This is a genomic window from Marinibactrum halimedae, assembly GCF_021234875.1.
In the GTDB taxonomy this organism is placed as follows: domain Bacteria; phylum Pseudomonadota; class Gammaproteobacteria; order Pseudomonadales; family Cellvibrionaceae; genus Marinibactrum; species Marinibactrum halimedae.
Map to the genome: position 1 here is coordinate 1 of NZ_JAJQVM010000037.1, position 11,757 is coordinate 11,757.

Genomic DNA, 11,757 nt, shown 5'->3' on the forward strand with positions numbered 1-11,757 from the left:
CGATTTGTCACGCTATGCGGCCAACGTGCGTCTGGAATATACAAATAGGGAGAAAAAATCATCAAAAGAACGAATTTTTATCCAATATTTTTGTAAATAAATGCGTAATGATAATTATTTTCGGTAAGTGTTCCGGTAGAAAAAATTAGAAAATTATCGCGCTAAAAAAACGAATTTATAGAGGTTCCCTTGAATCTCTTTTGGCACTAACATCTTTACATTACGGCCTATAACTTCTTCACGATTAAAGCCCCACAACTTTACTGCCGCATCATTAAAATACGTCACATTGTTATTACCATCAATCGAGACAATCGCATCAATGGACTGATCTAAAACTTCTTTTAAGTTTTCACGTTGGCTAGGAAACCCAAACATTAATACCGCCCTTAATATCGATTATCATTTCAATATAGGAAAACTTTTAATAATAACGTCTAAAGATTAGTCGTCATTTTAAATAAGTGGCAAGCTGAGTTGAATAATAAAGCTTTATAGAAAACACAGAGTATTCATCGAAAGCATAACAATACAGTCTATCGTGCAATGCACCGTCGATTTAGAGGCGTTTTCATAAAATGTCATATTTGTTTATTTCAAGGATGAACTAAGATGACTGCGCTGATTTAAAATAGGTATAATTGGTAAAGGTTGTAAACAGACCATAGAAAAATCATTCCCGTATTTCAGTCATAAATTTGATGAGGGCAACACCAATCATGCTGAGAGGAGCACTATTTAAACAGTTTTTTTTATGGATGATTGCCGTCAATATTTCAACCATCATCATAATGGGGTTATTGGGTTCAATACTGTTTGAGAAAGGTTCTGAACAGGCGTTTCAAAAAGGGGATGAGCGTCAATTGCACAACGCCGCTGAGCTATTGGCAGAGCACTATCGTTATCATGGCCGGTGGGATGAGGTTATCCATAATGATACATTGTGGTGGGGCTTTGCTGTGCCCGGTATTTTAACGCCCAAGCCTGATGGAACGCCTTTATCTTCGCGGGAACTTCTCGAACGATTTCAATCACTGAAAGTTCCTCCTCTGCCCAAACACCATTTACCTTTTAAGCTTTTGTCAGAAAAGGGCAAATTGGAACACAATGCCACAAAAAATCGCCCCCCTAAAAAGCCACCTCTCCCATCCAACTCGATGCTGCTCTTTAATGCAGAAGGCAAACTATTGAAAGGAGACGCTGCGCTGACCTCCTTGTTAACCACACGCATTCCCATTTTGCTCGACAACGCACTTATCGGTTACATTGGTAGGCCACCTCGCCCACACATTATCGAAAATCTCTATTCAAGCCTGTGGCACTCCGCCCCCATCACGCTAATTGGCGGCATTATGACAGCATTATTGCTGTCGATCGGTGTGGCCTATTGGGTAAGCCAAACGTTATCAACACCACTAATACGAATTTCGTCCACCATACGCAAACTCGCCTCAGGGGATTTTCAAAAGCGCGTCACTATTGATGCCTCTCACACTTACTATCCCATTGCTGAGGACGTCAATTTCTTAGGTGAAGCACTGGCAGAAAGTAAAGAAGCTCGACAACAGTGGGTCAGTGATATTGCCCACGAATTACGAACACCCGTCAGTATTATGGTCGCTGAAATCGAGTCGGTTGAATATGGTATCAAGCCATCTTCAACCGATATGCTGCAATCCATGCGTGAAGAAATTGATCAGCTCAATACATTAATTGGCGATTTGAAAACATTGAATCTGTCTGATTTAGGCGGGGTGAACTTAGAGCGCTCAACCCTTTCTTTCAATGATTTTCTTGATGCCTATGAGCACAAAATAGAAAAAACGGTTCATCAGCATGAAATTCAGTTCGAAATGACATTAGATGCGCTGTCCGACGAGGTCTCTCTATTTGTCGACGAAAATCGACTTCGACAAGTCCTCGATAATTTATTGCAAAATACCCTTCGCTATACGGATAGTGGCGGTATATTGCAGATAAGCACCCGATTAGACGGAGAGAATATCTACCTTACTTGGGAAGATTCTGCACCTGCTGTGCCTGAACATGCTTTACCTCATTTATTTGAGCGCCTATACCGTGTTGAAAAAACCCGTGATCGTGCAACCGAAGGTTCGGGCCTGGGCTTATCCATTTGTCGTAGCATCATCGAGGCACTAGAAGGCAATATTGATGCACGACACTCTCAGCTGGGAGGCCTGGCCATCGACATACGATTGCCGGTTTATCGAAACTGGTAATTGCTTTCTCGTACCTTCAGCCACACCCTTACTGCACCTCCCTCATTGATGCCGCTCACTATCTACTATCTACTATCTACTATCTACTATCTACTATCTACTACCTACTACCTACTACCAGCATCAAAAATAAGTGATCACTCACAAACCATTCGTTAAAAGACAATACCGATATATTCCCCTTGATAAAACCAAATAAGAAGTATTATCATATGCAATATATTCGTATTAAGTTTATTGTTAACAACATTAACGGTGTTAATGATTATTCAAAAATATTTACCAAACATACGAATTCATCTTTGTTGTACAGATTCACAGGGGCAGCAGGGGGCACTTCGGAAGGTTCTAAAGGCTCACCCATGTTCACAAAATCGAGATGAACTGTGCTTGTCATTAACGATATACCAAAAAGAAAATATCGAGTTTAGGACCATGAAAACACTCCCAATTGTTACCGCTATATCCACCATCTTAGGGGCCAGCTTATCACCTGCTTTCGCAGACCAACTTCCATCGAAGACAACCCCAAAAGACTCTGAAGATATTGAAGAAGTCGCGGTTTATGGCAGCAACTACCGAACTACAGGCACCAAATCAACCCTGAAACCTCTCGATGCCCCCATGAGTTTTGAAGTCTACGATGCGACGCTGCTGTCTAGCCGACAAGTGGACAGTGTGAACGATGCTATGCGTTATGTACCTGGGGTGACGCCAGAAAGTCGCGGAGCTGTGACTATTTTTGATCAATACAGTATTCGAGGCTTTGTTAGCTACTTTAATTATTACGAAGGCCTACCACTGCAGGAACTTCCTGGCTGGAATTTAAAACCTCAAGTGGACATGATCGCCACAGAAACCATTGAAGTGTTAAAAGGGCCAACGTCTGTATTGTATGGGGCGGCACCAGCAGGAGGAATGATTAACCAAACCGCAAAACACCCCCAATCCACACCAGAGACAACCCTTAGAGCCAGACTCGGCAACAATGACTTGATGGATGCCTCTATCGACAGTACCGGCGCACTTTCTGAAAATGTCGACTACCGACTGATTGCCTTAGCAAGGCAAAGGGACGGCCAGCAAGTGACCACAGAAGAGGAACGCTACCTGCTCTCTCCTTCAATTACCTGGCAGGTCGCAGATACCACCAGTTTATATGTCAGCCTGTTTTATCAAGATGACCCACAAATGGTGCCTTCCACCCCACTTCCATCCATTGGCACTCTTTACGAAGCCAGTTATGGCCGACTCGGTTCAGACGCCTATTCTGGAGATAGAAATTGGGCGAAATTCGATCGCGAAATGACCATGGTAAGCTATAAATTAAACCATGATTTTTCAGACACGCTCAGCTTTTTACAAAACTTCCGCTACACCAAAGGTGAGTCTCTACAGCACAACACATACAACGCCGGGCTGGTCACTAACTTCCCCGGCCTTGAAGACAACATACATCTCATTCGCAGTGCTTACCTAACAGACGAAGAGTTAGAGGGGTTCACAGTCGACAATCAGCTGGCTTTCACACTCAATACTGGTGAATTGGAGCACCGACTGCTTGTCGGCTTGGATTACAAAACACTGGATGGCACTGTCACTTACCGAGATACTCTGGCTGGAGATCCCGTTACAAGACTGCCCTTTATTCCCACAATAGACCTGTCCAATCCAGACTACGATTTACTCAACCCCAGCACTTTACCGTTAGACAATTACGGTGAAGACCACGATATCGAAGAAACTCAAATCGGCTTTTATATTCAAGATGAAATTCACTGGAATGCCGTCACGGTAATTGCGGGCCTACGGTACGATAATTACGAAAGTACCGACAAAGAAGAAACTATCTATTTCGGTAGTGAATCCGAAGACACCGCAGACATTGATCAAGACAATTTAAGCGCACGACTGGCCGTGATTGTGGACATTGCAGATGGCGTTTCTCCCTATATCAATTACTCAGAATCGTTTGAGCCAGAAGCAGGGTTTAACGATGTTACTGGCGAAGAATTCGACCCTACTACCGCAAGCCAAATAGAAGCAGGGGTGAAATTCCAAAGTCACGACAAAGCCTTCGATATGACTTTTGCGGTCTATGATATTCGTAAAGAAGATGTAGTAGTTAACAGCCCTACAAACCGCAACCTTTCAACGCAAGCCGGTGAAATCCGCTCGCAAGGCGCAGAAATTGCGGCAAATGCTGCCATTACCGAGAACTTTTCTCTCAACGTAACCGCTTCATACAATGATATTGAAGTTACCGACAACCCACTTGACCCAGCGCGAGAAGGAAAAACGCCAGTTTGGGCATCCGATTGGCAAGCAGGGGCTTGGGCAAGTTATCAAGCAACGCCGGCATTACTCTTGAGCGGTGGCCTGAGACACGTCGGTGAAAGTGCGCTTGATCAATACAACACCGACACGGTTCCTTCTTACACTCTTTGGGACTTTGTCGCCTCCTACCAAGTGAACAACACACTGAGTTTGGGCATAAGCGCCAGTAATCTTACCGATGAAGAATATGTTGGCTCCTGCTTTGATGCCAGCAATTGCTGGATGGGAGCTCAACGAAACGTTGAATTCAGTGTTGATCTCACTTTTTAAGCGACATACCCGATAAACTCATAGCCTCGTTTGCTCCGCTTATTCTGTACTGGGTATTCTCCTGGTACAGAATAGACGGCCTAAAAATAGACCGAGATTCCTTTTCTATACCGCGTCACTTATTCCATTTTCTATTCACCTTCCTAACTTTGGCCCTTCTAAAATCAAGTAATAAGCATTCCAAAGAACAACCGTCACTTTTACTTCACATTATTCTTTTAGAGGGAATCATTAAGACAAATTTGTGATAGATAAATGATACCATTCACGCCGATACACCCAGGAGGCCGTCATATAACGCTTAGGCGCCAATATGAACAACGAATTTACCAACACGAAGTGTGTTCTAAACAACGGTGATTGATCAAACAATGACGAGGCTGCATCAAAAATCTGCTTTCCCTTTTGCAAAACTAAAAGCGGTTGCTCTCACAACGCTTCTGGCTCTTTTCCAAACTGCTGCACTCGCCAACCCCTCTTCTATCTCACCTAATACCGATGGCTCTAATGTCAATGAGATGGGGATGGCTATCAACGACACCGATACCAGTGACTCTAGTAATATCGATGTCGATACTGAAGCCAATGCCCCGGAGCCATTAAATAACCCACAGCCCTTGTTGACTTCTTTAGAGGACAACAAAGAGGTCAACTCAATCACTGAAACCGAAAAAAGCGTCATCACGATAGAACCAGAGGAAGAAGAAGCCGGCGCTCAACCTCAACCCGCCCCCAATGTTGACCTGAGTGAAGTAGCCCCCATTCCACAGCCCATTCCCACAACTGAAGACAATAGCGCTTCCTTTGACACTGACGCCGTTACCACATCAGTCGAAGGCACCGAAACCACAGCCCCCACTTCGATTCAGTCTGAACCGGTCGTTACACAACAACCTAAACCCGAACCACCTGTTACCACAACAGCAGAAATTACTTATGACCAATTCGTTATTCTCGGCGCAGAAGTGCTACCGGGAACCTCAACCCGCCTAGCTTGGTCGCCCAATGTAGCCATAACAGGCCTTGCTTTACCAACCCCTGTACTCGTCATTAATGGTGCTCAGGATGGCCCTACATTGTGTCTGAGTGCCGCCGTTCACGGAGACGAGCTCAATGGTATCGAGATTGTTCGACGCGTGATGTACAACATCGACCCCAGCCGGCTTCACGGCAAGGTCATTGGTGTGCCGATTGTGAATTTACAAGGTTTCCAACGAGGCTCACGCTACCTGCCAGATCGACGCGATTTGAATCGTTTCTTCCCTGGCGATAAAAACGGCAGCCTTGCGTCCCGTATTGCCGCTTCCTTTTTTACGGAAGTCATCAGCCATTGTGACATGCTCGTGGATTTACATACCGGCTCAGCCGGGCGCACCAATATGCCCCAAATTCGGGCCGATATGAGCAATGAGGCAGTCAGAATGTTGACCGAAGGCTTCGACAAAATGGTAGTCGTTCACAGCCCCGGCAACCCAGGTATGCTTCGTTCTGCGGCTAACGCTGTAGGCATTACCTCGGTCACCATGGAAGTGGGGGAGTCTCTTCGGGTACAGGAAGATTCGATTAAGGCAGGTGTGACGGGTGTGTACTCACTAATGGAAAAACAAGGCATGTTCGCACGGCGTTTCGTCTGGGGCAGCCCATCCCCGGTGTATTACAAATCCTATTGGTTACGAACAGAAACCGGCGGTATTTTATTCAGTCGAGCCGACTTAGGGGATACGGTCTATGCAGGCCAAGTATTGGGCCATGTCACAGACCCAATCACCAACGAGACCACACAAATTATCGCCCCGGTAAAAGGCCGTATTATTGGTATGGCTGTTAATCAAGTGGTTATGCCTGGTTTCGCTGCTTACCACATTGGTGAAATTGCCACTGAAGATACGATTGTTGACCCAGAAACCACTATTGATAGCCCCATGCACTTAGGGGAATCAAATAATAACTCTGCCATTGATACCGAAGAGAATTTTATTATTAACAATTGATTTAACGCTGCTCTTTAAGGTAATTCAGCAACAGCCCATTAATCACCGACATCAAGGGAGCGCATGGCGATCTTTTGGATAAGGCTAAGTAAATCAACCCATTATTAATAATGATACTTTCCACAACGCCTGAGCTGTCATCATTAATTAAGGCTAATGCAGAATACCCAGTAGCTCGCCCCACAACCACATAATCCACACGGTTGTGCAACAACATTTTCATTAAGCTCTCTGCATTCTGTGCCTGGGCGAGATTAAGAAAGATTGTCGAAAATTCATCAAATTCATCTCCAAATTTATCTCCCGCACTGATTGCCCCCCGCAAAGAGATCAAGTCTAACCAGGTTTTTACTTTTGAGGAGAGCGGTGTTAATACAAATACATTGGAGGGATTGGCAAAAACAGGCACGTAGGAATAATTCAAAAACTTCCGTCGCTCACGCGTATCTTTAAGGCCAATCAGCATATCGATATCACCCGTATTGGCTTCGGCCAATACCCGCTTCCAAGGCGTTGGAGAATGAATTTCAAATGGGATGTTAAGGTCTTTTTCTAACCGCTTGGCAAGGTCGATGGATAACCCCACCAATCGATTATTTTCCGTGTAATGAAAAGGACGATAATCAGGATGAGCACCGACCACGACTTTTTTGCATCCTGAAGGGATTTGATCAGGAAGTGGCGGTTTTAGAGCAGTTTGAGCATGGCTCCCCCAGCTAAGCGATAAACACAACAGCGCCACCGTGACCGGAAAACGCAAACGCAAAAAAAACAAAGAAATTATCGTCGACAGGCGTAGAGCAGAAGTACACAAGCTCAACACGGCTTTCACTCGCTTCACCATACTCCCACTATATTCTCCATCGCTTTACCGTCACTTTAACGGCTTTTCAGCTGCCACAAGAGGAAATACACCATAAATAACACCGTAATGAATAGCACGTTATTACAATTTGTTCAAAAAAGAAAACCGTTGTCTTAATGCCGTCTTACTGTAAGTAAGAGGATACCTCTATCGTTCGCTCTGCCAAGATATCACCAAAGCTACAATTTCCTCGGCTGGTTAAGTTGTAAAACGTTGTGACATTCGCGGAATCATTTACGGCTGTGCAAAACACCGTCATTGTACAGCTCCTCAACCCGGTAGCAGTGAATGAGATTGCAGTGCCTGTCCCTCCATTATCGATCCCATTACACTCCGCCGTCGCGGCTGCACGAGTTAATGATGCGGTGCTGTCAAAATACAGCCGATGCATTGCGTATTGGGCGCCACTTTCTGCAGCATAAAACGCTTGAAGTGACGCCTGCTCTTGCAATACCGATAGGTTACTGTATTGCGTCATACGACTCAGTGTTACCCCGAGCCCTGCTAAAATCAGCACGATAAACAGCGCCAGCGGTAATAAAAAACCCTGTTGAGGTCGTAGAAGAGGGTATTGACCAAGATCATTACGGGACATTGCGAATCATCACCTGATGGCTAAGTGTAATGGCTTGATTAGCTTCAGAAATTGGCAAGTTAATAGAAACCAATGTATTGACCGTCTCCGTTGCAAGAGACACCGAAAAAGCGGCAGCACCATTAACACCATCCATCAATAACACACTGTTACCGCTTGGCGTACCGAGTGAAAGTGCACTGTTGAGTGGGTAAGTGTTAGCGGGGGTATAGGCATCATAAAGTCGTAACTGATCACCCGACACACAAATTTGACGAGGAAACGTCGCCACAAACATTCGTCGATTAACCGAATTACGCACAAACTGCTTGGCACTGTGCGACACCACATTCGGCACTATTGATGTATCCACACCGCCCCACAAAGCCAATGCCGCCGACGAACTGCCCGATGCATACAATTCACTTGGCAGTAAACCACCCACCGAGACATAAACCGGCACACCAGAAGACAGAGAAAGCGGCGCTGTGTTTAGCGTGCTGGTAGTGTTGCCATTTTCGACATCCCCTACCACACCCAAGTAATTCGCCCCCCCAATAATAGGGATGTACTCAATACACTGGCCCGAGCTGTTCGAGCGCACACTGTTCGGTAGTGCCATACGAAGCTCTCGGGTAATCCGTTCAAGCGCCTGTCGTCCTTTTTGGGTAAGCGCAAAACGCGCTTTCGACTGGGTATAACTGGTAATGGAACTGGTGACAAATTGCGTACTCAATACCGCCAGAATCGATAAAATTACCATCACGGTAATCAATTCGATCAGCGTAAAGGCTTGCTGCCGACGATACGGGCTTCGTTCTAACGGACTCCGCTCTAACTGCACCCTCTTTAATTGCCATTTCTGTAAATAAGAGCGCTTTGCAATCGTGAGGGGAGAAAACTCAGACTTTACTGGAACCATTAAAAGTTAGCCTTATAGGCACTGAGTACCGTTTGTGCGCCCCCACTGGCGGTGGCAGTGACAGTAATTAGCCGGGCCCCATCGCCCGCCAAACCCAAATCGGCTCCGGCATCCACCACCGTAACCGCTGTAGAACACCGAGTGGCACTGTTGTCAGTGCTATTGTGGTAATCCAACACATCATCAAAATCAGCATCTGCCGTTCCGGCGCAGGTTACGCCCTCTGCATCAAAACTATTACAAGCGGGGATGCCACCTGTGGGGGTGTTTTCATCAAACTTTCGCGCCAAAATTTCATCCATTTTCGCTTGTGCGCACTCTAATGCTCGGGTTTGGTCAATGGGGTTTACGCTGTTGGCCACTGATTGATTGTACACTCCAATGACGGCCGCCAACGCCGTACTCACCACCACCATAAAGACAATCAGCTCCACCAAAGAGGCACCCCATTGCCGTGACAGCCTATTCTGAGTGAATATCACTTTATTAGTGTGCATAACGGCATTAGTGCACATAACCGCTCGCCTCCACCGTCACCTGAGTGGACGCACCATCATGGGAAAGCGTAAAAACCGTTGCAGTGGTCTCCCCCATCTTATTGTAAGCCAAGGTTACTGCCGGACTCACCGTCACCCCATTGGATAACACTACTGGGTACTGCACCCCAGCACTGCTTAAGCTAGCACCACTGGCTTGTACATCGATGGCCGCGCCGGAAGTCACAAAGGTAATGGGATTGGCAGCAGAATCGCGAGACATGGCAATTTGCTGAGCAAAGAAAAGGGCCGCAATCAAATCGTCGCGGCCAGAGGAAAGGTTCGAATCAATCGAACTGAAGCGATTACCCACATACACGCTGATAATCGCCACAATCAGCAATACGGTAATTAATTCAATTAGCGTAAAGCCATTTCGATGCATAAATTAGAGACTAAGCCTTTAATTTAAGGAGTCGTAGCTGGAGCAACAACATTATATGCAGTGAAAAACTCTGAAGGTGAATCTGATGCATCAAAAGCATTATTGTCATTTGAATCGACAGAAACTGTACACTGAGCACTGTCACCTTCAGCAGCACCAACGGCATTAGTCGATATGAAATATCCATTTGGTAAACCGCCATCTAGGAGAGCTGCAACATTGTTACAAGTAGTCACACTAACTATTGAGTTCGCTTCGGTCGGTAAACCCGCATCAGCAGCAATATTGTTGGCATGATTAAGTGCAGCAGCACTGGCCAACCCACCCGCAACGCCCTGAACAGCAGCTTGTTCAGCAGCATCAGATAAGTTTAAAAATCTCGGAATTGCCGTCGCGGCAAGAATTCCCAAAATAACAATAACCGAAATCAATTCAATTAAAGTGAAACCCGCTTGCTGTTGTTTCATGGTGTGCATAATAAATTACTCCAAATTACTGAGGAACCGGTGCGCTTACCCCGCGCCCTTAGGCTTTAAAAATCCGCGTAAACTTCAAAAAAAATCGGCACAAAGCTACGCAGGCAATTACCGCCTCTGTGTAAGCATAGGCTTTTATCCGCCTATTTTGATGCCATTCCAGAGGCTAATCACACCCAAACCACCACCAATAAGAGTGGCAATATCGAAAGTGAGTGCATTTTTATTATTGTCATCTCACTCATTATTAATTGAGCGGCCAATTCAGCAAAGCGGTTAAAACCTTGCCTTCTTTAATATTTAACCCTCACTCAAGAATAAATAGATCTTTACATAGATAAATTTATTTTCAAAATGATTTTTTAATACTTAGTAAAAAAAACGTCTTTGATGACAAATGGCTTACATTTCTGCAAAAACGTCCACTTTAAAAACTTTTTCCCATAGAACAATCAAAAAACCTAACTATAAAATATAAAACCACGCTTAACCCAACAATCACAACCACTCTAGATAAGCTTTACAACGAGAAATGGGTAGATACCGCAACCCGCCCATTACGCAAATTATAATCAAAAAATAACGTATCATTATTTTTTATAGCCAATTCATACCGACAAATATAAGAGTCTGGCATTGATACGTGATAAGTCGCTCGCCCGCGATTTTCATCCCCCTGTATGGTGGCATCGATACTGCTCTGCGAGATCCCTAGCCATAAAAAAAAGCACTCTTGGGGAGTTTGGTTATGAATAGAGGGAGATCCACTTTCTCCTGCCGACGCCGCCCAACCAAATTCATTTAAATGAACAGTCACCCCTTCCATATCGACAGAATGAATTTCTCCGCGCTCTGTTCGATTCACCAACCAATGCCCCCTCAAACTGGACACGGACGATGCAAAACTTCTGGCCGATGCATTAATGAGTGCTTTTTGAGCCTCTTCCTGTGATTGCAAATAATACTTAATGCCTATGGCTGCCAATACACCAATCACCGTAATTACGATAATAAACTCAAACAAGCTGTAACCACCAATACTACGATTTTTGTGTCTGGCACGTACCATACTCAACAGCCTAAATAGGGTTTACCGTTTGGTTTTATCATCTCACCTCTTTCCTGCTCTCTTAAGTTAACCTTAAGTTAATCTTTACTTAA

At 45.0% G+C, this 11,757-nt stretch carries 11 protein-coding genes; 3 read left to right on the forward strand and 8 right to left on the reverse strand.

Features of this window, described 5'->3' with window-relative positions; genetic code table 11:
- Positions 1-153 precede the first annotated feature (153 nt).
- Positions 154-378: a PAS domain S-box protein gene (locus tag LU351_RS17520; protein WP_232595394.1), complete on the reverse strand. Its 225-nt coding sequence runs from the start codon at positions 376-378 to the stop codon at positions 154-156.
- A 341-nt stretch (positions 379-719) separates the two neighbouring features.
- On the opposite strand from LU351_RS17520, the gene LU351_RS17525 reads away from it, so the two are divergent.
- The 3 genes from LU351_RS17525 (at position 720) to LU351_RS17535 (ending at position 6,838) form a co-directional block, all read left to right on the forward strand.
- Entirely contained in the window at positions 720-2,240 is a 1,521-nt protein-coding gene (locus LU351_RS17525; protein ID WP_232595395.1) for an ATP-binding protein, read from the forward strand.
- Between the two features lie 435 nt (positions 2,241-2,675).
- Positions 2,676-4,847, forward strand: a complete 2,172-nt coding sequence (locus LU351_RS17530; protein ID WP_232595396.1) for a TonB-dependent siderophore receptor — start codon at positions 2,676-2,678, stop codon at positions 4,845-4,847.
- 371 nt (positions 4,848-5,218) lie between these two features.
- The gene (locus tag LU351_RS17535; RefSeq protein ID WP_232595397.1) at positions 5,219-6,838 is read left to right on the forward strand and encodes a succinylglutamate desuccinylase/aspartoacylase family protein; all 1,620 of its coding nucleotides are present in this window, start codon (positions 5,219-5,221) and stop codon (positions 6,836-6,838) included.
- Position 6,839: 1 nt separating this feature from the next.
- Here the strand turns inward: LU351_RS17535 and LU351_RS17540 are convergent, their stop codons facing one another.
- The 7 genes from LU351_RS17540 to LU351_RS17570 all read right to left on the reverse strand — a co-directional run bounded on the left by LU351_RS17540 (position 6,840) and on the right by LU351_RS17570 (position 11,665).
- The gene (locus LU351_RS17540) at positions 6,840-7,670 is read right to left on the reverse strand and encodes a substrate-binding periplasmic protein (RefSeq protein WP_232595398.1); all 831 of its coding nucleotides are present in this window, start codon (positions 7,668-7,670) and stop codon (positions 6,840-6,842) included.
- Between the two features lie 157 nt (positions 7,671-7,827).
- Positions 7,828-8,298 (reverse strand): pilus assembly PilX family protein, encoded by a 471-nt coding sequence (locus tag LU351_RS17545; RefSeq protein ID WP_232595399.1) that lies wholly within the window; start codon positions 8,296-8,298, stop codon positions 7,828-7,830.
- On the reverse strand, positions 8,288-9,199 hold the full coding sequence (locus LU351_RS17550) for a PulJ/GspJ family protein (RefSeq protein ID WP_232595400.1): 912 nt from the start codon (positions 9,197-9,199) through the stop codon (positions 8,288-8,290). Before LU351_RS17550 ends, LU351_RS17545 begins: the two co-directional genes overlap by 11 nt.
- Complete coding sequence (locus tag LU351_RS17555) at positions 9,199-9,714, reverse strand: type IV pilus modification PilV family protein (protein WP_232595401.1); 516 nt, start codon at positions 9,712-9,714, stop codon at positions 9,199-9,201. The genes LU351_RS17550 and LU351_RS17555 overlap by 1 nt, the downstream gene beginning before the upstream one ends.
- Positions 9,704-10,120, reverse strand: a complete 417-nt coding sequence (locus LU351_RS17560) for a pilus assembly FimT family protein (RefSeq protein WP_232595402.1) — start codon at positions 10,118-10,120, stop codon at positions 9,704-9,706. The genes LU351_RS17555 and LU351_RS17560 overlap by 11 nt, the downstream gene beginning before the upstream one ends.
- Before the next feature lie 23 nt (positions 10,121-10,143).
- On the reverse strand, positions 10,144-10,596 hold the full coding sequence (locus LU351_RS20805; RefSeq protein ID WP_269783517.1) for a type II secretion system protein: 453 nt from the start codon (positions 10,594-10,596) through the stop codon (positions 10,144-10,146).
- A gap of 520 nt (positions 10,597-11,116) precedes the next feature.
- Positions 11,117-11,665 (reverse strand): type II secretion system protein, encoded by a 549-nt coding sequence (locus tag LU351_RS17570; RefSeq protein ID WP_232595403.1) that lies wholly within the window; start codon positions 11,663-11,665, stop codon positions 11,117-11,119.
- Positions 11,666-11,757 lie beyond the last annotated feature (92 nt).

What these genes read in the sequence shown, in the direction of transcription:
- LU351_RS17535 (WP_232595397.1), top strand. Translation starts at nt 5,219, where the DNA reads ATGACGAGGCTGCATCAAAAATCTGCTTTCCCTTTTGCAAAACTAAAA.
- LU351_RS20805 (WP_269783517.1), bottom strand. Translation starts at nt 10,596, where the DNA reads ATGCACACCATGAAACAACAGCAAGCGGGTTTCACTTTAATTGAATTG.
- LU351_RS17525 (WP_232595395.1), top strand. Translation starts at nt 720, where the DNA reads ATGCTGAGAGGAGCACTATTTAAACAGTTTTTTTTATGGATGATTGCC.
- LU351_RS17530 (WP_232595396.1), top strand. Translation starts at nt 2,676, where the DNA reads ATGAAAACACTCCCAATTGTTACCGCTATATCCACCATCTTAGGGGCC.
- LU351_RS17570 (WP_232595403.1), bottom strand. Translation starts at nt 11,665, where the DNA reads ATGGTACGTGCCAGACACAAAAATCGTAGTATTGGTGGTTACAGCTTG.
- LU351_RS17545 (WP_232595399.1), bottom strand. Translation starts at nt 8,298, where the DNA reads ATGTCCCGTAATGATCTTGGTCAATACCCTCTTCTACGACCTCAACAG.
- LU351_RS17550 (WP_232595400.1), bottom strand. Translation starts at nt 9,199, where the DNA reads ATGGTTCCAGTAAAGTCTGAGTTTTCTCCCCTCACGATTGCAAAGCGC.
- LU351_RS17555 (WP_232595401.1), bottom strand. Translation starts at nt 9,714, where the DNA reads ATGTGCACTAATGCCGTTATGCACACTAATAAAGTGATATTCACTCAG.
- LU351_RS17560 (WP_232595402.1), bottom strand. Translation starts at nt 10,120, where the DNA reads ATGCATCGAAATGGCTTTACGCTAATTGAATTAATTACCGTATTGCTG.
- LU351_RS17520 (WP_232595394.1), bottom strand. Translation starts at nt 378, where the DNA reads ATGTTTGGGTTTCCTAGCCAACGTGAAAACTTAAAAGAAGTTTTAGAT.